Consider the following 22,889-nt stretch of genomic DNA (forward strand, 5'->3'; position numbering starts at 1 on the left):
GCTGAACTTCGCACATCGTCTTGCGAGAGACGGCCTGACGACCGCGAGCTCACCCGAAAGCCTGCAGAAAAACACGCCCTAGTCCGTGTCCTTCCGCAGGCCTTCGGACGAACCCGGACCGGTGGGGCGGGTCGCCTTGCCGTCGAGCCAGAGGTCGGTCGAATCGTCGCGGTGGGTGCCGTCGGTGCCCACGTGCTCGGCGCTGATCCGCGGACCCTTCTTGATGACGTGGACCAGCGCCATCGCGTGGCCGCGGCCGAGCCCGTAGTCGTCGGCCAGCCACTGGACGATGGTGCCGGCCTTGACCGAGGAGGCGTCGTAGCCCCGCTCCTTCGCCAGATCCACGAGCGCGCGCGGAACGAGTCCGGTCTTGTCCTCGATGGTGTCGAGGTAGGCCTGGAACGACATGGGATGCTCCTCCGTCGGGTGGAACCCCATGCTGGCAGCCGCCTGCGACAGTTCCGGGATTCCCCGACGCGCGAGACCGGGCGGCCGCCGCCCCGCCGAACACGACCCGCTGCGACCGGGTGCGGACCAGGGCCTACTCTGGAGCGCGAACGACCCGCGACCAGCAGGAGCGCCATGCCCACGCCCGAACCGCCGCACGAGGCGGAGACGACCGACGCGCCCGAGCCCGCACCGGACCAGGCACGCGGCGTCGACCCGTGGGAGAAGATGCCCGAGGACGCGCTGAACGTACCGGGCCGGGACGGCCTCGACGACACGGGGGACGCGCCGTCGGAGAAGGCGCCGTCGGAGGGGCCCGCGCCGGCGGCCGAGGCCGTCGCGGCCGGTGCCGAGACGGCCGGTGCCGAGACGGCCGAGCGCACCCCCGGTTGGGCGGACTTCCTGCCCAGCCCGGTATTCGTGCTGCTGCTGGGCCTGGCCGGATTCGCCGGCTGGCTGTCCTGGCGCGCGGTCGAGATGGACTGGGTGGCGGAGGGCACCGCCGTCACCCCGCTGATCCCTCCGCTGTTCATCCTGCTGGGCTGGATCGTCTCGGTCGCGGTGCACGAGTTCGCCCACGCGCTCGCCGCCCACCTGGCCGGGGACCGCTCGCTGCGCGGCGGCGGCTACCTGCGGTTCAACCCCTTCGCCTACCGCGAGGCGTTCGCGGGCCTGGTCCTGCCGGTGCTCTACCTCGGGCTGGGCGCGTTCGGCATGACGGGGCCGCCCACCTACGTCGACTGGGACCGGATCCGCACGCCGGGCCGCCGCGTCGCGGTCGCGCTCGCGGGGCCGCTGGCCAGCCTCCTGCTCGCGGCCGTGTTCGCCGTGGCCGTGTCGATCCTGGTGCCGCCGGGCAACGACACCACGAACTGGGCGATCGCCGCGCTGGCGTTCCTGTGCTTCGCGAACCTGACGGCCGCGCTGGTCAACCTGCTTCCGGTCCCCGGGCTCGACGGCTTCGAGGTGCTGGCCGCGTTCCTCCGGGGCCGCTGGGTCCGCACCGCCCGGATCAACGCGCTGTTCGGCTCCGTGGCCGTCTTCGCGGTGCTCTGGTTCCCGACCGTCAACCAGTGGTTCTTCGGCCTGCTGTACTCGCTGCTGGAGCGGATCCTGCCCAACCCGGCCGTCTCCGGCATGATCTTCCACGGCCAGCTGCTGCTGCGGTTCTGGGGCTGACCTCCGCCGCCCGCCCGCGCCCTACCGCGCGGGCGGTGGGCTCGGCAGTCGGCTCAGGCCGCTGTGCACGACGGCGATCACGAGCACGAGCATGGTGCCGAAGAGGTACCCGTAGTGCATGAGGTGGCCGGTGATGACGACGTCGCCGCCGGGGACGTAGACGACCAGGACCACGAGCGTGGCCAGGTAGCCGACGGCGAACGCCAGCGCGGCCGACGGGCGCCTACTCCCCCAGGCCACCAGGCGGCAGGCGCCGTAGAGCAGCGCCAGGAAGACGAGCAGGCCCGCCCCCGCCAGGATCTGGGCGAGCGCCCCGGCGTCCCAGTAGCGGGTGAGCCAGCCCGCGCCGAACGAGCCGACCAGGCCGACCGCGGCGCCGAGCGCGAGCACGACGACGCACGTCAGGACCGTGAGCACGGCGGACACGGCCGCGGACCGGCGTGCCGTGTCCGCGCTCGGGGCGGCGGCCGGCCCGCCCTCGGCCCCGGATCCCGGGGCGCCCCCCACGGTGCCGCTCACCGGGCGGCTCACAGACCCGCGAAGAGGTCGGTCTCGTACTCGCCCGGTTGGACGCGCGGCGTCGGCCCCATGAGGAGCGTGTAGTACTCGACGGCGTCGATCTCCTGGGCGATGCCGTTCGACAGCGCGAACCGCTCGCCGTGCACGGTGATCTGGGTGGCGTGCGCGCGCATGGCCAGGGTCTTGGCGGCCCAGTGGTCGCTCGCGTCCACGCGCGTGGTCACCAGGGCGTCCGGGGTGCCGCGCGCGATGTCGGACACCTGGGTGGGCGGCGTGAACGGGCCGGCCTCCTCGGCCATGCGTTCGACGACCGCCTCGATCCGCGACACCGGCTGGGCGATCGCGTAGAGCTTGCGGACCTGCCAGGGGGTCCCGGGCATCGCGCGCTCGGCGGCCTTGACGCAGGCCCGGCGGGTGACCCGGTGGGCCTGGACGTGGTCGGGGTGGCCGTAGCCGCCGTGCTCGTCGTAGCCGACGACCACGTGCGGGCGGACCTCGCGGATGAGCTCGGCCAGCAGGCGCGCGGCCTCCTCCGGGTCGGCGCCCCAGAACGCCCGGGGGTGGTCGTTGGCCGGACCGCCCATCATCCCGGAGTCCCGGTAGTGGCCGGCCCCGCCGAGGAAGCGGTGGTCGCGCACTCCCAGCGCGACGCAGGCCTTGTCCAGTTCGCCGACGCGGTACTCACCGAGGGCGTCCTCGCGGTCGGCGGCCAGGTGCGCGAGGTCGTCGGGAATGACCTCGCCCTCCTCGCCCAGGGTGCAGGTCACCAGAGTGACCTCGGCCCCCTCGGCCGCGTACTTCGCCAGCGTGGCACCGGTGACGATGCTCTCGTCGTCGGGGTGCGCGTGCACCATCATGAGTCGCCTGTCCATCACCTTGCGAACAATACCGGCCACAAGGGCGTGTTCCCCCGCAACCACTCCCGCACGCCGTGGCCGCGCGCCCCGACCCGCGCCGATGTGGGCCACAATCGCACCATGAGCTTTCCTCGCCAACTCGCCCGAACCCGTCGCTTCACCACCGGTGTGCCGCGTGCCTTCCAGATCTCACCGGACGGGGGCCGTGTCGCCTTCCTCCGGGGACGCGACGGTGTCGACACCGCCACCTGCCTGTGGGTCCACGACGCCGAACGCGGCACGGACGCGGTCCTGGCCGATCCCCACACCCTGGGCGCCGACGACGAGAACCTGCCGCCCGAGGAGCGCGCCCGCCGGGAGCGGTTGCGCGAGAGCGGCGGCGGCATCGTGTCCTACTCCGTGGACGAGGCGTTCACCCGCGCGGTGTTCACGCTGTCGGGGCGGTTGTTCTACGTCGACCTGGTGGGCGACGACACCGATCCGCGCGAGCTGCCCGCCACCACGCCGGTGGTCGACCCCCGGGTCTCCCCCCGGGGCGACCGCGTGGCCTACGTCAGCGGAGGGGCGCTGCGGGTCATCGACATCGCGGGCGCCGCGGACGACCACGGTGACCGGATCCTCGCCCAGGACGACGGCGAGCACGTGACGTGGGGCCTGGCGGACTTCGTCGCCGCCGAGGAGATGGACCGGATCCGCGGGTTCTGGTGGGCGCCCGACGGCTCGGCCCTGCTGGCCACCCGGGTCGACGAGTCCGCGGTCCAGCGCTGGTACGTGGACGACCCGGCCAGTCCCGGACAGGAGCCGACCTCGCTGCGCTACCCGGCCGCGGGCACGGAGAACCCGGGTGTGCGCCTGGCCGTGCTGCCGGTGGCCTCCGCCGCCGAGCACCGGCGGTCGGGGCCGCCCGACCCGGTGTGGGTGGAGTGGGACCACGAGGCCCTGCCCTACCTGCCCACGGCGGGCTGGACCACGGGCCCGGACGGCAACCCGACGATCGTGTTCACCGGGCAGAGCCGGGACCAGCGCACCCTCACCCTGTTCAGCGCCGACCCGGCCACCGGGCTGGTGGCCGAGATCCGCACGGACACCGACGACGTGTGGGTGGAGATCATGCCGGGCGTGCCGGCCCACACCTCCGGCGGGGCCCTGGTGTGGATCGCCCGGGACGCCGACGGCGGCGCCCGCCGGGTGTACGCGGACGGACGGCCGGTCAGCCCGGCCGACGTCTACGTGCGCGGCGTGGTGGACGTGGACGGCGACCGGATCCTGTACTCGGGCTCGCCCGCGGGGCGGCCCGCGGACGTGTCGCTGTGGCTGGTGGACCTGGGCACGGGGCTGGCGGCGCCGGTGGAGCTGCCCGGCCACGGCTGCTCGCAGACCACCGACGCCGAGGCGCACAGCGGGGTCCGGTCGGGACGGCTGCGCGGCGACACGATGGTCGTGCAGCACCGGTCGCTGGACTTCCCGGGCGTGCGCACGCTGGTGCTGCGCGAGGCGAGCTCGGAGACCCGGCGCGGCGTCAGTGAGATCGCCAGCCTGGCGGAGGCCCCGGACCTGCCGGACCCGCGGGTGACCACGTGGCGCGCCGGCGAGCGGCAGATCCCCTGCGCGCTGGTGCTGCCGTCCTGGTACCGGGACGGCGGGCGCCCGCTGCCGGTGCTGATGGCCCCCTACGGCGGTCCGCACGCGCAGCGGGTGCTCAACGCGCGCGGCGCCTACCTGAGCGCGCAGTGGTTCGCCGAGCAGGGGTTCGCGGTGCTCATCGCCGACGGCCGGGGCACCCCCGGACTGGGCGTGGAGTGGGAGCAGTCCGTGCACCTGGACCTCGCCTCCCCGGTCCTGGAGGACCAGGTGGACGCGCTGCGGGACGCGGCCGAGCGGTTCGACTGCCTCGACACCTCGCGGGTGGGCATCCACGGCTGGTCGTTCGGCGGCTACCTGGCGGCGCTGGCGGTGCTGCGCCGCCCGGACGTGTTCCACGCCGCGGTGGCGGGGGCGCCGGTGATCGACTGGCGGCTGTACGACACGCACTACACCGAGCGCTACCTGGGCACGCCCGAGAGAGAGCCGGAGGCCTACGAACGCAGTTCGCTGCTGGAGGACGCGGGCAAGCTGGAGCGCCCGCTGATGATGATCCACGGGCTCTCCGACGACAACGTGGTGTTCGCGCACACCCAGCGGATGTCCTCGGCCCTGCTCGCGGCCGGGAAGCCGCACACGGTGCTGCCGCTGTCGGGGGTGACGCACTCGCCGTCGGACCCGGTGGTGGCGGAGAACCTGCTGCTGTTGCAGGTGCGGTTCCTCAAGGAGGGCCTGCGGGGCGAGTAGGCCGAGGCCGACCGGTGCCGGACGCGGGAGGGCGCGTCCGGCACCGGTGATGAGTTTTCGCGCCCGCCCCCGTCATACCTGCGTCGGGACACGATGACGGAAGGACGACGTGATGGGTGCGGACACGCGGCTGGAGGAGAGGGGCGTGATCGGCCTGGACGAGGTCGACGAACCGGCGTTCTCGGGACTCGCGGAGCGGCACCGGCGGGAGCTGCACGTGCACTGCTACCGGATGCTCGCGTCGTTCGAGGACGCCGAGGACACCGTGCAGGAGACGTTCATGCGTGCCTGGCGGCGGCGGGAGACCTTCGAGGGCCGGTCGACGTTCCGGGCCTGGTTGTATCGGATCGCCACCAACGCCTGCCTGGACCTGCTCGCCAAGCGCCGCCCGGAGCCTGCGACCGGCGGCGAGGTGCTGTGGCTACAGCCCTACCCGGACCGGCTGCTCGACGAGCTGCCCGCGGGCGACGCGGACGAGCCGGAGGCCGTCGCCGTCGCGCGGGAGACGATCGAGCTGGCCTACCTGGTCGCGGTCCAGCACCTCGCGCCGCGCCCGCGGGCCGTGTTGATCCTGCGGGATGTGCTCGGCTGGCGGGCGAAGGACGTCGCGGAGCTCCTGGGGGACTCCGTCAACTCCGTGAACAGCGCGCTGCAGCGAGCCCGAGCCGGCATGCGGGAGCACCTGCCCGCCGAGCGGCAGGACTGGACCGGCCGCGAGGAGGACGCCCAAACGCGTGAGCTGGTGCGCCGCTACACCGAGGCCAGCGTGTCCACGGACGTCACGGCGCTCGCCTCGATGCTGCGCGACGACGTCCGTTTCTCGATGCCGCCCACGCCGGGCCTGCATGTCGGCCGCGACACGGTGGTGAACTACCTGGTCGAGAGCGGCTTCGAGGGCATGAAGGGCCTGCGCGCCGTCCAGACCACCGTGAACCGGCAGCCCGCCCTCGCCTTCTACCTCTGGCAGCGGCAGGAGGGCGCGTACCTCCCGTTGACGATCGACGTCCTGCGCGTCACCGGCGGGGCGATCACCGAGATCCTCACGTTCCACGACGACCGGTTCCCGCGGCTCGGGCTGCCGGCGCGCCTGCCGGCCGACGGCACGGAGTAGTCCCGGTGCGGACGCTCGCGCCGCGCGGTGCGGCTGGAGCTGCCGACCTCACCGAGCCGTCACGGCTCGGTCGACCCACGAAGAAAGGCAGGGCCGCCATGCTGACGCAGATCGCGGAAGGTGTGCTGATCCACCGAAGCGAGTTGCTCCAGAACAACACCGTTGTCGTGCGAGGCCGGGCCGGCGTGTTGCTCATCGACCCCGGGCTGACCGGCGACGAACTGACCTGCCTCGCGAACGACCTGTCCGGGATGGGCCGGCCCGTCGTGGCGGGCTTCTCGACGCATCCTGATTGGGATCACGTGCTCTGGCACGCCGACCTCGGCGAAGTGCCCCGTTACGGCACGGCCCGCTGCGCGGCCGACATGCGGGATGTGCGGTCGGACGCGGGCTGGAAGGCCCGCGCCGCCGAGGGGCTACCGCCGGAAATCGCCGAGGAGACACCGCTGGACCTCTACGGCCTCATCACCGGTCTGCCTGCCGGAACCGTGCGGATTCCTTGGGATGGCCCTGAAGTCCGGATCATCGAGCACCCGGCGCATGCCCCGGGCCATGCGGCGCTGTTGATCGAGGAACGCGGGGTGCTCGTCGCCGGCGACATGCTGTCCGATGTGTTCGTTCCGATGCTCGGCGACTTCGACGGCACCGGTGACCCGGTCGAGGACTACCTCGGCGGGCTGCGACTGCTCGAAAACGTGGCGGACGACGTGGATGTCCTCGTCCCCGGTCACGGGTCCGTCTGCGGAGCCGATCAGGTACACGCCCGGATCGAGCAGGACCGCGCGTACGTACATGCCCTGCGTGACGGCGGTGCTCCCGACGACCCGCGGATCGACTCGCCCAAGCCTGGCTGGGAGTGGGTGAGCGACATCCACGCGGGGCAACTTCAGCAGGTCGCCCGAAGAAAGGGAGCGTCATGAACCGCGGGGGCGTGGGGATGCCGGTCCGCGCGCTCAGGGACGGTTGACGCCGCCCGCCGGTGACCGGCACCGGCGGGCGGGGCGGATCAGAAGGTGGACGGTCTTGCCGGCTCGATCTCGGACTCGTCAGGTACCTCGATGTCCACGTCCTCGTTGAAGCTGACGTAGACCACGGTCTCGGTGCCGGGCCGCGGACCCTGACCGTCGCCGTAGTCGGGCTCGGAGTAGACGGTGAACAACAGGGGGTACCCCTCGTCGTCGGTCCACAGGTCGAAGGTGTGCTCGACCATCCCCAGGCTCGTGTTCCCGGAAGCGAGCACCTCCTTGGTGTAGACGCCTGAGTAGTGGTGCCCGCTGATCCCCCGCAGGGCGTCCATGCCGCCCATCCGCTCCGGCGGGTACAGCAGGGTCGCCGGTGCTTCGCTCGTGTCGAGGTACTCGACGCCGCCTTCGGCCTCCGCCGCCAGGTCGAGGTCGTGGACCAGCCGTTCCCGGTCGACGCCGGCCGTCCTGGAGGGGTCGGCCCCGGGGTCGCGGTAGTACGGACCGACCACCGGGTCCGCGGTCAGGTGGACGGTGTCCCGGAAGAGCGTGTCGTTCAACCCCTCCCCCAGGTACATGACATCGGTGTGGCCGGGACCGGGGAATTCAGGGCTCTGGAGATAGACCGGCTGGGGGTCCTCCTCGTACCAGTAGAGCTCGTAGCTCTCCGATCCCTCGCCCCCGCCGGTCGTCGCACCGAGGAAGGCCTCGAAACCGGTGGCGTCCAGAGCGAGCCGACGTGCCTGCTCGACTCGGGCCGGTCCGTCCTCCACCGTCACCTCGCCACCGCCCGAACCGTTCTCGCCCCCGCCCGCGTCCTCACCGCCCGCGGCGTCACCGCCACCGTCCGACCCCGCGGCCGACGGGTCGTCCGCGCCGGGGATCGACGGGTCCACGACCAGCCATACCGCCACCAGGGCCGCGACCAGGGCGGCCGCCGTCGCGGTGACAGCGATGACCGGCCCTCTGCGAGAACGGCGGACCCTGCGGGGTTCGGGCGCCGTGATCCCGCGCCACTCGGTCGCCAGCAGGGCGGGAACGATCTCGGTGGCCTGGGCCGGACCGAAGCCCGCCGTCGGCGGCGACGTCTGGTCGTGGGCCGGGAGATCGTGCGGCAGCGGCTGGACACGCGTGGCGTTCCACCGCGAGGTCAGTTCGGTCAGAGCCCGCTCCGCCGTGGGCCGCCGATCCGGATCCTTGTCCAACGCCCGCCGGACCAGGTCCATCAGCTCCGGCGGGACCCCGTCCAGGTCGGGTTCCTCCCGTCGGGTGCGGTGGATGAGCACGTCCGCGCCACCGGTGCCGAAGGGGTTGCGGCCGGTGGCGGCGAAGGCCACCATGCCGCCCCACGCGAACATGTCCGAGCGGTCCGTGGCCTGCACGCCCTCGAACAGCTCCGGCGCCGCCCAGCCGGGCGTACCGACCAGACCACCGGTCTTCGTCAGGGCCGTCCCGTCCACGGTCCGAGCGATGCCGAAGTCCAGGACCTTGGGCCCGGCCGGAGACATGATGACGTTGCCGGGCTTGAGGTCGCGGTGCACCACCCCGGCCGCGTGGATCGCGGCCAGCCCTTCGGCCAGCCCGACCGCCAGCGCCAGCAGCACACCGTCCGTGAGCACACCGTGTTCACGGACATGGCCGCGCAACGGCAGGCCCCGCACGTACTCCGTGGCCAGCCACGGAGTCCCCGCCCGCACGTCGGCATCGTAGAAGGTGGCCGTGCACGTGCCCCGCACCCGCGAGACCAGGTCCACCTCCCGCGCGAAGCGGGCCAGGAACACGGCATCGGCCGCGAACTGCGGGTGGATCACCTTCACCGCCGCGCAGCCGCCCGCCTCGTCCACGCCCGCGTAGACCGCGCCCATGCCGCCCGCACCGATCCGGCCGACCACGCGGTACCGGCCCAACGCCTCCGGGTCCTGCGGGCCCGGCGGATCGATCCCCGGCGGAAGGTGGTCTCTGTCGAACGGGGGACGCGTGGGGGTCACCTGGTTCGTCTCCTGACTGGTGTTCACTCGATGGGGATCGTGAAGTCACAACCGTCCACGGGGACTCCCGTGGCGGCGACGGGGTCGTAGGCGCTCAACCGGAACACAAGGCTCTGTCCGTTGTTTTCGGAGCAGACACCGCCGAGACTCTCGGGGACGGCCGGCCCGTCCTCGGGCACCGCATCGCCCGGAAGGTAGAAGGCGACCCCCTGGGTGTAGGGGTTGTTGATCGGGGCGTTCCGGTCGGTTTGGATGTAGGTCATCTCGAACTCGGCCACGGGGTCCTGCGGGCTGAGCGTGGCGAGCACTCCCGTACTGCTGGGGCGTTGGAGGTCGGACGCCTCCGGAACGCCGGTCACCGTCACGAAGGCGAAGTCGTTGCTGTGCAGGCGCAGGTCACCGAAGTCGGGCAGGTACTCCGCCCGGACCGTGAGCTCCATGGCGTTCGCCTCGCTACCGGTCTCCTGGGCGTCGAGGAAGGTGAGCCGGAGCTGCTCCAGGCCCTCTCCCCCCGTCCCGCCCTCGGCCGGGGCGAGAACGCGCACCAGGGACAGCTCCTCGTCGGCCGCGACCGGATCCACCCGGACCTCGCCCGTCTCGTAGAGCTCCGCGTACTCCTCGGGAACCCCGTCCGCGGCGACCTCCTCCGCGGTCTGACCGGTTCCGCCGCCGGTACCGCCCTGCGGTTCCTCCTCGCGCAGCAGGACGGCCGCCCCGGTCCCCGCCACCAGGGCGAGGGCGAGCGCCCCGCCGACGATCGACAGCGGGCGTCGGCGGCGGACCACCCACGGGCGCCTGGGCGCCGCGTGCGCCGCCCAGGCCGGACGCCCGTCGACGGGATCGGCCACGCCGGTCCAGGCGGTCCGCATCAGCGCGGACGGATCGGTCACCGGCGCGCCCGCCGGGGCGAGCCGTCGGATCAGCTCCTCCCACAGGGCCCGCGCGGTGGGCCGGCGCTCCGGGTCCTTGTCCAGCGCACGCTCCAGCAGGTCCCGCAGACCCAGGGGCACACCCTCCAGCGAGGGCGGCTCGGAGATGATGCGCGAGGCCAGCACGTCCGAGGTGCCCTCGCCGAAGGGGCCGCGTCCGGTGGCGGCGAAGGCCACCAGTCCGGCCCACGCGAACACGTCGGAGCGGTCCATCGCGGAAGCGCCCCGGTACTGCTCCGGCGCGATCCACCCGGGGGTGCCGACCAGGCCGCCCGTGTGGGTCAGGGCCGTCTCCTCCACGGCCCGCGCGATCCCGAAGTCCAGGACCTTGGGCCCGTCGGGAGCCAGGATCACGTTCCCGGGCTTGAGGTCGCGGTGCACCACGCCCTGGGCGTGGATCGCGGTCAGGGCCTCGGCGACCCCCATCGCGAAGGCGGCCACCGCGGCGCCGGTGAGCGGACCGCGCTCGCGCACATGGCGGCCCAGGGTGCGACCGGGGACGTACTCCGTGGCCAGCCACGGCACGTCGGCGGCGGTGTCCGCGCCCAGGAAGCGGGGGACGCAGGCCGCGCGGACCCGGCTCGCCAGGTCGACCTCCCGGGCGAACCGGGCACGGAACTCGGCGTCGGTGGCGTAGATGCCGTGCACGCACTTGACCGCGGCCGGGTGGTCGCGGTCGTCCAGTGCCGCGTAGACCACGCCCATGCCGCCGGAGCCCAGTCGGCCCGCCAGCCGGAAGGGGCCGAGGTGGCGGGGGTCACCGGACGCGAGGGGCGAGGCGCCCTCCGGCGACGCGGCCGGCGAAACGACGTTCATGGTTGGGGGACCTCGTCTTGTCGTGGTGGCTCGTTCGGACAGAACCGTAGAACAGGGCCGGTGGTCGATGGGTTCGCGCCCCCGGCGGGTCGGGCCCGGCCCGTCAGGTACCGGCTCCGTCCATCTCCTCCCGGCTGGCGGCGATCTCGGACTCGTCCGGGACCTCGATGTCCACGGGCTCGTTGAAGCTGAGGTAGGTGACGGTCCTCGTGCTGGTCTGCCCCATGGCATCGCCCACCGGTTCGTAGAACAACTGGTGGAGCAGCGGATAACCGTCCTCGTCCAGCCACACGTCGAAGGTGTATCCGTACTCGCCGGGGGACGTGACCTCGAACTCGTACGCGAAGTCCCGGTCGAAGGAACCGCTGTACTGGTGCCCCGTCGCTCCTGCGATCCGGCCGAGGTCCGCGGCGCCCTCCAGCATGGCGTCCGAGTTCTCGGGCAGCGCGCTCTCTCCGAGGTAGTCGACCACCACGCCCTCGTCTGCGATCCACGCGAGTTCCTCCACCAGCACGCCGCGGTCGAGGGGCCCGTCGTACTCGGCGGTCCCGTCGGGATCACGGAAGTACCCTCCGTCCTCGAGGCCCAGGGCCAAGGAGTCGACGGAGATGACGCGGTGGATGACGTCGTCCGGCCGGTCACCGATCTCCAGGACCTCGCCCAGCATGGGCCCGCTCCACCTGGTGTACAGGTACAGGGGCTGCGGGGACTCGGAGTACCGGTAGCGCCTCGGATACGCGCTGGGGGGACCCGAGAAGGTCAGAGAGTAGGTGTCGAAGCTGGACGCTCCCAGGGCCAGGTCGACAGCTCGGGCGAGCATGGCCGGACCGTCCTCCACGGGAATCTCCGTCTCCGGGTCCGCCGCGTCCGCCGCGTCCGCCGGGTCCGCCGCGTCCTCTCCCATTGAACCGCCCGTGCCCGCCTCCTCCTGCCCGTCCGCCCCCGCACCGGAACCGGGGAGGTCGAGCAGCCACGCCGCCAGGAGCGCCAGGACCAGTACCCCCGCCGTACTCGCGACCGCGGTCGCGGCCAGGAGGCCGCGCCGGGGACGCCGGACGCGCCGGGCGTCGGGCGCGGTCACGCCGCACCACTCGGTCGCGAGGAACTCCGGGACCAGTCGCGTGGGCGGGACCTGGTCCGCGGCCCCGACACGGGTCGCCGTCCGATCGCCGATCAGCTCCACGAGGACCTGCTCGGCGGTGGGACGTCGCCCGGGTTCCTTGTCCATCGCCCGGCGGACGAGGGCGGCCAACTCTTCCGGGATCCCGTCCAGGTCAGGCTCCTCCGTACGGGTGCGGTGGACCAGCGCCTCCGCGTTCCCGGTCCCGAACGGGTTGCGCCCGGTGGCGGCGAAGGCGACCATCCCGCCCCAGGCGAACATGTCCGAGCGCTCGGTGGCGTCGGCGCCCAGGAACTGCTCGGGGGCGATCCAGCCCGGGGTACCGACCAGCCCGCCCGTCTGGGTGAGCGCGGTCGCGTCGATCGCCCGAGCGATGCCGAAGTCGAGCACCTTCGGCCCCTCCGGAGACAGGATCACGTTGCCCGGCTTGAGGTCGCGGTGGATGACGCCCGCCTCGTGGATGGCCGTGAGGGCCTCCGCCAGGCCGACGGCGAGGGCCACCAGGACGCCACCGTTCAACGGCCCGTTCTCCTGGACGTGCTGGCGCAGCGTACGCCCGCGTACGTACTCGGTGGCCAGCCACGGCGTCGCCGCGCGCACGTCCGCGCCGTGGAACGCCGCCGTGCAGGTCGCGCGGACCCGGGACACCAGTTCCACCTCGCGGGCGAAGCGGGCCAGAAACTCCGGGTCAGCGGCGAACTGCGGGTGGATCACCTTGACCGCGGCGCAGCCTCCCTGGGGGCCCACGCCCGCGTAGACGGCCCCCATCCCGCCGGTGCCGATACGGCCCACGATCCGGTACTCGCCCACGTCCCGGGGGTCGCCCTTGGCCGGCGGGTCCACTCCGGGGGGCAGGTGGTCCCGGTCGAAGGGAGAGTGTGGTGCGCTCATGTGCGACCTTTCCGTGGAGTCACTGGGAGTCGGCGGACCAGGCGCAGCCGTCCGCGGGGACACCGCCGGCGGCGGTGGCGTCGTACGGCGTGAGCTCAAGCCCGCGAGGGTCCGGTCCCGGTGGTCCGTCGACCATCTCGTAACAGGCCCCGCCCGGGTAGCCGGGTTCGGCCCGGCCGTCCTCCATGGCCCGCTGAGGCATGTAGTAGACGACGCCGGCGGCGGGATACCCGAAGAACGTCACGGTGAACTCCGCCGTCCGCTCGTTCGGGCCGACCTCAGCGAGAACGCCCGCACTACCGGGACGGTCGATGGGGAGAGGCTCTTCGTCGGTGGTGGGCCCCGAGGCGCGTGCGAAGTCGTTGGTGTGCACCCGTGCCTCCCCGAAGTCGGGGAGGTACTCCACCCGGGTGGAGAACTCCGGAACGGGAGGCTCGTTGGTGATGACGACGCTCTCCTCGAAGGTGATCCTCAGGTGCTCCAGCCGCTCCCCGCCCATTCCGGAGGCAGGGACCAGAGTGCTGATCAGCTCCGTACCGGACACCGGCGTCACCTCGACCCGTCCGTTCTCGTAGAGGTCGCGGTACTCCTCGGGGACGTCGTCTGCGACGGAGCCGCCCGTGGCCTCCGATGTCGCCCCCTCCCCGGCCGCGCCCTCCCCGGTCGCCCCCTCCCCGGCCGCGCCCTCCACCGATGTGCTGTCCCCGGCCGCGCCGGGTTCGCCGGCACCGGCGCCGTCGGCCTCCTCGCCCAGCAGCGCGGGCAGGCCCACCCCGGCCACCAGGCCGAGAATGAGCGCGCCTGCGGCCACCGCGAGCGGGCGGCGACGACGGACCACCCACGGCCGCCGGGGCGCCGCGTGCGCGGTCCATCCCCGAGGCGTAGCGGCGCGATCGGCCACACCGGTCCAGGCCACGCCCATGACGGCCGTCGGCTCGGCGTCCGGTCCGCCGCCGGGTGCGAGCGCCAGGGTGAGCGAGTCCCGTAGCTCCCGCGCCGCGGGCCTGGGCTCCGGGGCCTTGGCCAGGGCGCGCTCCAACAGGCCCCGCAGGTCCGCGGGCACACCTTCCAGCGAGGGCGGCTCGGAGATGATCCGAGCGGCCAGGACGCCCGAGGTACCCGAACCGAACGGGCCCCGGCCGGTGGCGGCGTAGGCCACCAGACCGGCCCAGGAGAAGACGTCGGAGCGGTCCGTCACGGGCTCTTGCCGGTACTGCTCCGGTGCCATCCAGCCCGGGGTTCCGACCAGCCCGCCCGTCCTGGTCAGGGCGGTCTCCTCCACCGCCCGAGCGATACCGAAGTCCAGGACCTTGGGCCCGTCCAGCGCCAGGATCACGTTGCCCGGCTTGAGGTCGCGGTGCACCACCCCCTGGGCATGGATCGCGGCCAGGGCCTCGGCCACCCCCAGCGCGAAGGCCGTCAGGGCATCACCGGTGAGCGGGCCGCGCTCGCGCACGTGGTGGCCCAGGGTGCGGCCCGGTACGTACTCGGTCGCCAGCCATGGCACGTCGGCCCTGGTGTCCGCGTCCAGGAAGCGGGGCACACAGGCCGCGCGGACCCGGCGGACCAGGTCCACCTCACGGGCGAACCGGGTACGGAACTCGGTATCGGTGGCGAAGGTATGGTGCACGCGCTTGACCGCGGCCGGAGCGTCGCCATCGTCCAGCGCCGCGTAGACCACTCCCATGCCACCGGACCCCAGGCGGCCCACCGTGCGGAACGGGCCGACGTACCGGGGATCGCCTGCTTCGAGGGGCGGTACGCCCTCCAGTACCGGAGACTGCGGCTCCATGGGCGACGGGGGAACGCTCATGCCGGGTGCAACCCTGTTCTGTTCGGGGGATCGGTGCCAACCGACCGTATAGGACACCCGTGGTAGCCGAGTGGTTCCGATCCGGGCACGAGGAATCCTCGCCCCGGCCCGGTGGGGCGTGCCCCGATGCGGCGAGCCCTGGTCGGCGACCTAGCCTGAACCCATGCGTTCCTATGCGGTGCCGCTCGCACTGGCGGCCGACCTGCTCTGTGTCCTGGCCTTCGTCGTGATCGGCCGGACCGACCACGGCTCCGGAACCGCCCTGGCGGGGATCGCCGGGACCGCGTGGCCGTTCGCGGCGGCGATGGCGCTGGGGTGGATCGTCACCCAGGCGTGGCGGATGCCTGACCGGATCTGGCCGACCGGTGTCTTCGTGTGGGCGGTGACGGTGGCGGGCGCGATGGCGCTGCGCCTGGCCACCGGGGAGAACGCCCCGCTGAGCTTCGTCGTCGTCACGTCCGTGTTCCTCGCCGCGACCATGCTGGGCTGGCGGGCGGGCCTGCTCACCGTGCGCCGGTCGCGGCAGAACGCCGGATGAGGGTCCCCGCCTCCCGTCTCGCTCCGCCGGGGGCGGGCCGTCCGCGCGGGCGGGCCCGGGCGGGCCCGGGCGGTCCGGCCGGAGGCGTCCGTAAGCTGGATGAGATGAACGAGCACGACGAGACCCGCGAGGTCGGTGTGGGCCCCTGGACGGGCCCCTGGCCCGAGGGCGACCACTACGACCCCGTCCTGCTGGCCGAGGGCGATCGGCGCAACGTCGTCGACCACTACCGGTACTGGCGCCGCGAGGCTATCGTCGCCGACCTGGACACCGTGCGCCACCCGTTCCACGTCGCCGTGGAGAACTGGGAGCACGACTTCAACATCGGGTCCGTCGTGCGCACCGCCAACGCCTTCGGATGCGCCGCCGTGCACATCGTGGGGCGGCGCCGCTGGAACCGGCGGGGCGCCATGGTCACCGACCGCTACCAGCACGTCCACCACCACCCCGACCCCGCCGCGCTGGTGGCGTGGGCGGGCGGGCTGGGCCTGCCGCTGATCGGGATCGACAACCTGCCGGGCTCGGTGCCGCTGGAGACCTACCCCCTGCCCCGCGAGGCGGTCCTGGTGTTCGGCCAGGAGGGACCCGGGCTCTCGGAGGGCGTCCGGGAGGTGTGCGAGGCGGTCCTGTCCATCGCGCAGTTCGGGTCGACCCGCTCCATCAACGCCGGAGCGGCCGCGGCGGTGGCGATGCACGCGTGGGTCCGCGCGCACGTGTTCGACCAGCCCGTCGCCGGCATGACCTCTGCCACACCCGCGACGCCGCTTCCGTGATCCTCCCGTGATCTACCATGTGCGCAAGGCCCCCTACCAGAGAGTGTGCGGATGAGTTCGACCGTCACGTCCACAGCCCGTTTCGCCACGATGGAGGACGTACCCGGGATCGCCCGGGTCCTGAGTCGGAGCTTCTACGACGACCCGTTCCTGCGGTGGCTCTTCCCTGACGAGGACCTGCGCATGGCGCGCGTCCGCCGCTTCTTCGCGCTGGTGTCCGGGTTCGGCTACGTGCCCGCGGGCGAGACGCGGGTGACCACGATGTCCGACGGCCCCGAGGACTCCCCCACCATCCGCGCGGCGGCGCTGTGGGCGCCGCCCCACAGCAACCCGGAGGGCCAGTTGGTGGCGCTGCGGGCATGGCCGCACTGGATGTCGCTGATCGGACGCGGCAACCTGGGCCCGTTCGTGCGCGTGTTCGCCGAGTGGAAGCTCGCCGCACCGCAGGAGCCCCACCTGTACCTGGCCGCGCTCGGGGTGGATCCGGCGGTCGAGGGCCGGGGCGTCGCGGGCGGCCTGCTGACCGCCGAGCTGGACCGGGCCGACTCCGAGGCGCTGCCGGTGTTCACCCAGACGCTCAACGACAAGAGCGTGGGCTTCTACGAACGCTTCGGTTTCGACGTCGTGCGCGAGGTCGAGCACCCGGGCGTGGGCACCACGACCTTCCTGCGCCGTGACCCGGCCTGAGACCGGCCCGGACGGTTCCTGGAAAGCCGCCCCCTCGTGATGAATCCGTGATCTACCATGAGCGGTGACCCAGCAGCCCCCTGGAACTAGGGAAGAGGCGTCGCGTATGCCCCCCACGTCAACGGCCGAGGCCGTTCGCACCGCGACCATGAACGACGTGCCGGGCGTGGCACGGGTACTCGGCCGCGCCTTCGCCAACGATCCGCTCCCGCGGTGGCTGTTCCCCGACGACGACACGCGTATGGCCCGCACGGTCAGGCTCAGTGCCGTCGTCGCCGGGTTCGGCCACATCCCGCGCGCCGACGCCTCCGTGGTCGAGACCGGCGGGGTGATCCGGGGCGCGGCGCTGTGGGAGCCGCCGGAGGGCGGGCCCGAGGACGCCTCCTTCCTGTTGCGCGCCCTTCCCCACCTGGTCCCCCTGATCGGCCTGTCCCGTATCCCCGATCTCGTGCGCTATTTCGGCGAGCTGGCGCACAGCCGGCCGGAGGAACCGCACTGGTACCTGGCCTTACTCGGCACCGACCCGGTCGCGCGCGGCACCGGTGTGGGGTCGCGACTGCTGCGCGCGGGCCTGGCCCGGGCCGACGCCGACGGTCTGCCGGTGTACCTGGAGACGATGAACTCGGCCAACCTCGGCTACTACGAGCGGTTCGACTTCCGCGTCGTGCGCGTGCTCAACGACGCGCGCTACCCGTCGACCTACTGCCTGCTGCGCGGTTCCTCGGCCTGAGCGCCCAGGAGCCGCACGGCGCTCTCGCGCAGCGCCGCCACGGCGGTGCCGGGGCCGGACCGCCCGGCGTGCACCTCTTCTCCTGCCGCGTGCGCGAGGGCGACCAGGGCGGCGACGAGCCACTCCGCGGACAGCGCGGAGTCGAACTCGCCGTTCTCCTGTCCCCTGCGCACCAGCCGTTCCAGGATCTCCCGGAACGGCGCGTGCAGATCGTCCTCGCGTCCGGGAGACGCGGCCGCGGCCGCCGCGCGCACCAGGCCGGAGTGCCGGGCGAAGAGGTCCCATCCGCCGTCCAGGAAGCCCAGAAGCGCGTCGCGGGCGGACCCCTCCGCGGTGTCGAACTCCCGGGCCTCGTCCAGAACCTGCGCGGTGAAGTGGTCCAGGACCGCCGCCAGGAGCGCCTCCCGTGAGGGGAAGTGGGCGTAGACGGTCTGGCGGCTGACGCCCGCCTCCTCGGCGACGTCGCGCATGCTCGCACCCGGCCGCTCGCCCAGGACCCGTACGGCCGCGGCGACGACGGCCCTCTCGCTCTGTTCGGCGTCCGACCTGCGGCGCCGCGTCGTTTTCTCGGACACCTTGTCAAGTTTAATCATGGGCATTAACTTTGACAGCACTGTCAAAGTTAACGGAGGCACCATGACCACGACCGCGGAGAGCCTGCACCTCTACCTGACCCGCTACCCGAAGGAGATGGTGTCCGCTGCCGAGGACCCTGAGGCGGTCGTGGACCGCTACTTCACCCCGGACTACATGTTCCTCAGCGACGGCGTCGCACAGGACCGGCGGCGCCTGCTCGCCCACGCCCGTGCGGTCCGCCGCAAGGCCCCCGAGACCGACCTGGAGGTGCAGGAGACCGTGGTCGAGGGCCGGCGCGTCAGTGCCCGCTACACCGTCCGCGCCACGATCAACGGCCGCCGGATGGACACCGAGATCTACATGTTCGGCGAGATGGCCGACGACGGCCGCCTGTCCCGCCTGGACCAGATCACCCGTGTGCTCAAACGGCCCACCGAGTGACCGACCGCGCTGGCACACTGGCCGCATGCTGATCGTCATGAGCGGGCTTCCGGGCACCGGCAAGAGCGCCCTCGCCCGTGCCTTCGGACGGGAACACGACACGCCGGTGCTGTCCGTCGACCCGGTCGAGGCGGCCCTGTGGCGCGCGGGCGTGGACCGGGACCAGCCCACCGGGCTGGCCGCCTACGTCGTGGTGGAGGCCATGGCCGCCGAACTCCTCGACCAGAGCCGGTCCGTCATCATCGATGCGGTCAACGACGCCGACGAGGCCCGTGCGCAGTGGCGCCGCCTCGCCGACCGGCACGGCCTGCGCCCGCACTTCGTGGAGGTCGTGTGCTCCGACCCCGTGGTGCACCGCCACAGGCTGGAGCGCCGCGCCCGCGACATCCCCGGTTTCCCCGAACCCTCCTGGGAGTCGGTCCAGGCCCGCCGGGCCGGCTTCGCCGACTGGTCCGATGAGCGCCTCGTCGTGGACACCGTCCAGCCGCTGGAGCACAACGTGTGGCTCATGCACGAACACCTCACCGGCGGCCGGACCGCTCAGGTGAGGGAGCGAGCGCGGCGCATCGCCAGGGAGGACGCCGGGTTGCTCCGCGGGCTCGCAGAGTGGCCACGGGAGGAATGAGCAGGGGCCGCCCTCCCGAAGGAGGACGGCCCCGGTGCGACCGAGGGTGGTGACCCACCCCCGCTCAGCGCCCCATGGGCGATGGCGGGCGACGGGCCGGCTAGCCGACGCCCTTGCTGAGCGAGCCCAGCAGGTCGCGGTTGAGCTGGGAGATCGTGTCCAGCGGGATGCCCTTCGGGCAGACCGCGGCGCACTCACCGATGTTGGTGCAGCCGCCGAAGTCCTCCTCGTCGTGCTGGTTGATCATCTTCACCACGCGCGAGGCCCGCTCCGGCTGCCCCTGCGGGACCATGCCGAGGTGGGTGACCTTCGCGGCGGTGAACAGCATGCCGGAGGCGTTCGGGCAGGCCGCCACGCAGGCGCCGCAGCCGATGCAGGTCGCGGCGTCGAACGCGCGGTCGGCGTCCGGCTTCGGGATCGGGTTGGCGTGGGCGTCCGGGGCGGTACCCGTCGGAGCGCTGATGTAGCCGCCCGCCTGGATGATGCGGTCGAACGCGCCCCGGTCCACGACCAGGTCCTTGATGACCGGGAAGGCCTTGGCCCGCCACGGCTCCACGGTGATGGTGTCGCCGTCCTTGAAGCTGCGCATGTGCAGCTGGCAGGTGGTGGTGACCTCCGGGCCGTGCGCCTCGCCGTCGATCACGACGCCACAGGCACCGCAGATGCCCTCGCGGCAGTCGTGGTCGAACGCGACCGGGTCCTCGTTCTCCAGAGTGAGCTTCTCGTTGAGAACGTCGAGCATCTCCAGGAAGGACATGTCGGGCGAGACGTCCGTGAGCTTGTAGGTGACCATCCGGCCCTCGTCGTCACGGCCCTTCTGGCGCCACACTCGCAGGGTGATGTTCACTTGTAGCTCCGCTGCTTCATCTCGACGTACTCGTACTCCAGGTCTTCCTTGTGGAGTACGGGCTTGCTGTCCTCGCCACCGAACTCCCACGCCGCGACGTAGGCGAACTCGTCGTCGTGACGGAGCGCCTCACCGTCCTCGGTCTGGCTCTCGGCGCGGAAGTGCCCACCGCAGGACTCACGGCGGTGCAGGGCGTCGATGCACATCAGCTCGCCGAGCTCCAGGAAGTCGGCCACACGGCCGGCCTTCTCCAGCGCCTGGTTGAGCTCCTCGTTCTCACCGAGGACCTTGACGTCGCGCCAGAACTCCGCCTTGAGCGCACGGATGAGCTCGATGGCCTTGGAGAGGCCCTCTTCACTGCGCTCCATGCCGCAGTACTCCCACATGATGTGGCCGAGCTCCTTGTGGAAGGAGTCGACCGTGCGGGAGCCCTGGATGGAGAGCAGCTTGTCGATGCGCGAGGTGACCTCGGCCTTGGCCGCGGCGGCCTCGGGGTGCTCCTCATCGATCGCCTCGAAGGGACCGGCGGCCAGGTAGTCGTTGATCGTGTTCGGCAGGACGAAGTAGCCGTCCGCCAGACCCTGCATCAGCGCGCTGGCGCCCAGGCGGTTGGCGCCGTGGTCGGAGAAGTTGGCCTCACCGGTCACGAACAGGCCCGGGATGGAGCTCTGGAGGTCGTAGTCGACCCACAGCCCGCCCATGGTGTAGTGCACGGCCGGGTAGATGCGCATCGGAAGCTCGTACGGGTTCTCGCCGGTGATGCGCTGGTACATGTCGAACAGGTTGCCGTACTTGGCCTCGACGGCACTCCGCCCCATGCGCTCGATCGCGTCGGCGAAGTCCAGGTACACGCCCAGACCGCCGGGGCCCACACCGCGGCCCTCGTCGCACACGTTCTTGGCGGCACGGGAGGCGATGTCACGCGGCACCAGGTTGCCGAAGGCCGGGTAGATGCGCTCCAGGTAGTAGTCGCGCTCGGCCTCGGGGATCTGCCGCGGGTCGCGGTCGTCCCCGCCCTTCTTCGGCACCCAGATGCGGCCGTCGTTGCGCAGCGACTCGCTCATCAGGGTCAGCTTCGACTGGTACTCGCCGCTGACCGGGATGCAGGTCGGGTGGATCTGCGTGTAGCACGGGTTGGCGAAGAGCGCGCCCTTGCGGTGCGCGCGCCAGGCGGCCGTGACGTTGCAGCCCATCGCGTTGGTCGACAGGAAGAACACGTTGCCGTAACCGCCGGTGGCCAGAACCACCGCGTCGGCGAAGTGCGTCTCGATCTCGCCGGTGACCATGTCACGGGCGATGATGCCGCGCGCCTTGCCGTCCACCACGATGACCTCGAGCATCTCGTGGCGGGTGTTCATCTGGACGGTGCCCGCGGCGATCTGGCGCTCCAGCGCCTGGTAGGCGCCGATGAGCAGCTGCTGGCCCGTCTGGCCGCGCGCGTAGAAGGTACGGGAGACCTGCACGCCGCCGAAGGAGCGGTTGTCGAGCAGACCGCCGTACTCGCGGGCGAAGGGCACGCCCTGGGCCACGCACTGGTCGATGATCTCGACACTGGTCTGGGCCAGGCGGTAGACGTTCGACTCGCGGGAGCGGAAGTCGCCGCCCTTGACCGTGTCGTAGAACAGCCGGTAGATGCTGTCGCCGTCGTTGCGGTAGTTCTTCGCCGCGTTGATGCCGCCCTGGGCCGCGATGCTGTGCGCGCGCCGCGGGCTGTCCTGGTAGCAGAAGGACGTGACGTTGTAGCCGGCCTCACCCAGGGTGGCGGCCGCGGAGGCGCCGGCGAGGCCGGTGCCGACGATGATCACGGAGAGCTTGCGCCGGTTCGCGGGGTTGACCAGCTTGGCCGAGAAGCGGCGCTTGTCCCAGCGCTCGTTGATCGGCCCCTCCGGGGCCTTCTCGTCCCGGATCGGGGCGCCCTCGATGTAGAGATCGTTCTCAGACAATTAACCCACCAGTCCAAAGGTGACCGCCAGGGGCGGGAGCAGGAAGCCGACGGCCACGATCAGCGAGATGCCCACCGCGATCGCGTTGATCAGCCCCTGCCGTCCGGCCGTGTTGACACCGAGCGTGGCCAGGCCACTCCAGATGCCGTGCCGCAGGTGGAAGCCGACCGCGATGACCGACGCCACGTAGAACAGCGTCACGTACCAGAACTCGGGCTGGAAGCCGTTGACGAGCCGCTCGTAGGGGCTGTCGGACCGCCCGCCGGGCGCGATGTTGTTCGTCGTCAGGTGCAGGATATGGAAGATCACGAAGAGCGCGACGAGCACGCCGCCCCAGCGCATGGTGTAGGAGGCATAGGTGCGCTGCACCCGCTTCGTCACCTGGTAGCGCTCGGCCGCGGGACGTGCCCTGCGGGCGCGGGCCCACAGCGTCACCGCGGCGTAGATGTGGATCAGGACGCTCGCCAGCAGGACGAGGCGGAAGATCCACAGGAAACCGCTCTCGGGCAGGAGGGGGTATCCGATCTCGCGCAGCGAGTGCGCGTAGCCGTCGAAGGCCTCCTGCCCTGAAAAGATCTTCAGGTTGCCGTACATGTGCGCGATCAAATACAGCACGAGGATCGCCCCGGTGACCGCCATCGCGGATTTGAGAGCCACCGTGGACCCGTAGGCCGTAGACCGCTTCTTGGTCAAGGTACTGTTCGCCACAGTCTGCCACTTTAAATTTGAGTTAAGTCCGACGTCCAAGTCATCGGGACCCTGGTGTCCA

General features: G+C 72.0%; 21 protein-coding genes. 10 read left to right on the plus strand and 11 right to left on the minus strand.

From position 1 onward, the window contains the following. Nucleotides 1–78: 78 nt before the first annotated feature. A complete protein-coding gene (locus DFP74_RS05505) occupies nt 79–408 on the minus strand; it encodes a DUF4287 domain-containing protein (RefSeq protein ID WP_121180711.1) in 330 nt (109 codons plus the stop codon). Nucleotides 409–582: 174 nt separating this feature from the next. On the opposite strand from DFP74_RS05505, the gene DFP74_RS05510 reads away from it, so the two are divergent. Continuing rightward, the gene (locus DFP74_RS05510) at nt 583–1,626 is read left to right on the plus strand and encodes a site-2 protease family protein (protein WP_121180712.1); all 1,044 of its coding nucleotides are present in this window, start codon (nt 583–585) and stop codon (nt 1,624–1,626) included. Nucleotides 1,627–1,647: 21 nt separating this feature from the next. Here the strand turns inward: DFP74_RS05510 and DFP74_RS05515 are convergent, their stop codons facing one another. Further along, a complete protein-coding gene (locus DFP74_RS05515; protein WP_233570814.1) occupies nt 1,648–2,145 on the minus strand; it encodes a hypothetical protein in 498 nt (165 codons plus the stop codon). A gap of 8 nt (nt 2,146–2,153) precedes the next feature. After that, complete coding sequence (gene mshB, locus DFP74_RS05520) at nt 2,154–3,020, minus strand: N-acetyl-1-D-myo-inositol-2-amino-2-deoxy-alpha-D-glucopyranoside deacetylase (RefSeq protein WP_199725486.1); 867 nt, start codon at nt 3,018–3,020, stop codon at nt 2,154–2,156. A 102-nt stretch (nt 3,021–3,122) separates the two neighbouring features. Between mshB and DFP74_RS05525 the strand changes: the two genes are divergently transcribed. The 3 genes from DFP74_RS05525 (at nt 3,123) to DFP74_RS05535 (ending at nt 7,361) form a co-directional block, all read left to right on the plus strand. Next, nucleotides 3,123–5,330 (plus strand): S9 family peptidase, encoded by a 2,208-nt coding sequence (locus DFP74_RS05525; protein WP_121188050.1) that lies wholly within the window; start codon nt 3,123–3,125, stop codon nt 5,328–5,330. A 112-nt stretch (nt 5,331–5,442) separates the two neighbouring features. After that, the gene (locus DFP74_RS05530) at nt 5,443–6,441 is read left to right on the plus strand and encodes an RNA polymerase subunit sigma-70 (RefSeq protein ID WP_121180714.1); all 999 of its coding nucleotides are present in this window, start codon (nt 5,443–5,445) and stop codon (nt 6,439–6,441) included. A 98-nt stretch (nt 6,442–6,539) separates the two neighbouring features. Further along, nucleotides 6,540–7,361, plus strand: coding sequence for an MBL fold metallo-hydrolase (locus DFP74_RS05535; RefSeq protein WP_121180715.1), 822 nt, complete (start codon nt 6,540–6,542; stop codon nt 7,359–7,361). A gap of 86 nt (nt 7,362–7,447) precedes the next feature. On the opposite strand, the gene DFP74_RS05540 is transcribed toward DFP74_RS05535, so the two are convergent. The 4 genes from DFP74_RS05540 to DFP74_RS05555 all read right to left on the minus strand — a co-directional run bounded on the left by DFP74_RS05540 (nt 7,448) and on the right by DFP74_RS05555 (nt 14,960). Then, entirely contained in the window at nt 7,448–9,418 is a 1,971-nt protein-coding gene (locus tag DFP74_RS05540) for a serine/threonine-protein kinase (RefSeq protein WP_233570815.1), read from the minus strand. Next, nucleotides 9,415–11,136 carry a serine/threonine-protein kinase gene (locus DFP74_RS05545; protein ID WP_121180716.1) on the minus strand — a complete coding sequence of 574 codons (1,722 nt, stop codon included), beginning with the start codon at nt 11,134–11,136 and terminating at the stop codon, nt 9,415–9,417. Before DFP74_RS05545 ends, DFP74_RS05540 begins: the two co-directional genes overlap by 4 nt. Nucleotides 11,137–11,239: 103 nt before the next feature. Continuing rightward, entirely contained in the window at nt 11,240–13,147 is a 1,908-nt protein-coding gene (locus tag DFP74_RS05550; protein ID WP_121180717.1) for a serine/threonine-protein kinase, read from the minus strand. Between the two features lie 19 nt (nt 13,148–13,166). After that, a complete protein-coding gene (locus DFP74_RS05555; protein WP_233570816.1) occupies nt 13,167–14,960 on the minus strand; it encodes a serine/threonine-protein kinase in 1,794 nt (597 codons plus the stop codon). A gap of 163 nt (nt 14,961–15,123) precedes the next feature. Between DFP74_RS05555 and DFP74_RS05560 the strand changes: the two genes are divergently transcribed. The 4 genes from DFP74_RS05560 (at nt 15,124) to DFP74_RS05575 (ending at nt 17,688) form a co-directional block, all read left to right on the plus strand. Further along, nucleotides 15,124–15,498, plus strand: coding sequence for a DUF3054 domain-containing protein (locus DFP74_RS05560; protein WP_121180719.1), 375 nt, complete (start codon nt 15,124–15,126; stop codon nt 15,496–15,498). Between the two features lie 104 nt (nt 15,499–15,602). Continuing rightward, a complete protein-coding gene (locus DFP74_RS05565; protein ID WP_121180720.1) occupies nt 15,603–16,271 on the plus strand; it encodes a TrmH family RNA methyltransferase in 669 nt (222 codons plus the stop codon). A 51-nt stretch (nt 16,272–16,322) separates the two neighbouring features. After that, the gene (locus DFP74_RS05570) at nt 16,323–16,958 is read left to right on the plus strand and encodes an N-acetyltransferase (protein WP_121180721.1); all 636 of its coding nucleotides are present in this window, start codon (nt 16,323–16,325) and stop codon (nt 16,956–16,958) included. Between the two features lie 106 nt (nt 16,959–17,064). Next, the gene (locus tag DFP74_RS05575; protein ID WP_121180722.1) at nt 17,065–17,688 is read left to right on the plus strand and encodes a GNAT family N-acetyltransferase; all 624 of its coding nucleotides are present in this window, start codon (nt 17,065–17,067) and stop codon (nt 17,686–17,688) included. On the opposite strand, the gene DFP74_RS05580 is transcribed toward DFP74_RS05575, so the two are convergent. After that, on the minus strand, nt 17,658–18,263 hold the full coding sequence (locus DFP74_RS05580) for a TetR/AcrR family transcriptional regulator (RefSeq protein WP_199725490.1): 606 nt from the start codon (nt 18,261–18,263) through the stop codon (nt 17,658–17,660). The two genes, DFP74_RS05575 and DFP74_RS05580, sit on opposite strands and share 31 nt — an antisense overlap. Nucleotides 18,264–18,324: 61 nt before the next feature. Between DFP74_RS05580 and DFP74_RS05585 the strand changes: the two genes are divergently transcribed. Then, nucleotides 18,325–18,705, plus strand: coding sequence for a nuclear transport factor 2 family protein (locus tag DFP74_RS05585; protein ID WP_158612968.1), 381 nt, complete (start codon nt 18,325–18,327; stop codon nt 18,703–18,705). Between the two features lie 25 nt (nt 18,706–18,730). Continuing rightward, nucleotides 18,731–19,330, plus strand: coding sequence for an AAA family ATPase (locus tag DFP74_RS05590; RefSeq protein WP_121180724.1), 600 nt, complete (start codon nt 18,731–18,733; stop codon nt 19,328–19,330). A gap of 100 nt (nt 19,331–19,430) precedes the next feature. Here the strand turns inward: DFP74_RS05590 and DFP74_RS05595 are convergent, their stop codons facing one another. Genes DFP74_RS05595 through DFP74_RS05605 form a run of 3 tightly spaced genes read right to left on the minus strand, consistent with a single transcriptional unit; the run spans nt 19,431 to nt 22,777 of the window. Then, nucleotides 19,431–20,177 (minus strand): succinate dehydrogenase/fumarate reductase iron-sulfur subunit, encoded by a 747-nt coding sequence (locus tag DFP74_RS05595; RefSeq protein WP_053615710.1) that lies wholly within the window; start codon nt 20,175–20,177, stop codon nt 19,431–19,433. Further along, a complete protein-coding gene (locus DFP74_RS05600; protein WP_121180725.1) occupies nt 20,174–22,120 on the minus strand; it encodes a fumarate reductase/succinate dehydrogenase flavoprotein subunit in 1,947 nt (648 codons plus the stop codon). Before DFP74_RS05600 ends, DFP74_RS05595 begins: the two co-directional genes overlap by 4 nt. Continuing rightward, nucleotides 22,121–22,777, minus strand: a complete 657-nt coding sequence (locus DFP74_RS05605; protein ID WP_121180726.1) for a succinate dehydrogenase cytochrome b subunit — start codon at nt 22,775–22,777, stop codon at nt 22,121–22,123. Nucleotides 22,778–22,889: the final 112 nt, after the last annotated feature.

Source organism: Nocardiopsis sp. Huas11 (assembly GCF_003634495.1).
Lineage (GTDB): Bacteria > Actinomycetota > Actinomycetes > Streptosporangiales > Streptosporangiaceae > Nocardiopsis.

Coding starts and splice junctions, on each gene's coding strand:
- DFP74_RS05565 (WP_121180720.1), top strand. CDS start 15,603: ATGAACGAGCACGACGAGACCCGCGAGGTCGGTGTGGGCCCCTGGACG.
- DFP74_RS05555 (WP_233570816.1), bottom strand. CDS start 14,960: ATGAGCGTTCCCCCGTCGCCCATGGAGCCGCAGTCTCCGGTACTGGAG.
- DFP74_RS05585 (WP_158612968.1), top strand. CDS start 18,325: ATGACCACGACCGCGGAGAGCCTGCACCTCTACCTGACCCGCTACCCG.
- DFP74_RS05570 (WP_121180721.1), top strand. CDS start 16,323: ATGAGTTCGACCGTCACGTCCACAGCCCGTTTCGCCACGATGGAGGAC.
- DFP74_RS05545 (WP_121180716.1), bottom strand. CDS start 11,136: ATGAACGTCGTTTCGCCGGCCGCGTCGCCGGAGGGCGCCTCGCCCCTC.
- DFP74_RS05510 (WP_121180712.1), top strand. CDS start 583: ATGCCCACGCCCGAACCGCCGCACGAGGCGGAGACGACCGACGCGCCC.
- DFP74_RS05535 (WP_121180715.1), top strand. CDS start 6,540: ATGCTGACGCAGATCGCGGAAGGTGTGCTGATCCACCGAAGCGAGTTG.
- DFP74_RS05525 (WP_121188050.1), top strand. CDS start 3,123: ATGAGCTTTCCTCGCCAACTCGCCCGAACCCGTCGCTTCACCACCGGT.
- DFP74_RS05560 (WP_121180719.1), top strand. CDS start 15,124: ATGCGTTCCTATGCGGTGCCGCTCGCACTGGCGGCCGACCTGCTCTGT.
- DFP74_RS05505 (WP_121180711.1), bottom strand. CDS start 408: ATGTCGTTCCAGGCCTACCTCGACACCATCGAGGACAAGACCGGACTC.
- DFP74_RS05575 (WP_121180722.1), top strand. CDS start 17,065: ATGCCCCCCACGTCAACGGCCGAGGCCGTTCGCACCGCGACCATGAAC.
- DFP74_RS05530 (WP_121180714.1), top strand. CDS start 5,443: ATGGGTGCGGACACGCGGCTGGAGGAGAGGGGCGTGATCGGCCTGGAC.
- DFP74_RS05590 (WP_121180724.1), top strand. CDS start 18,731: ATGCTGATCGTCATGAGCGGGCTTCCGGGCACCGGCAAGAGCGCCCTC.
- DFP74_RS05550 (WP_121180717.1), bottom strand. CDS start 13,147: ATGAGCGCACCACACTCTCCCTTCGACCGGGACCACCTGCCCCCCGGA.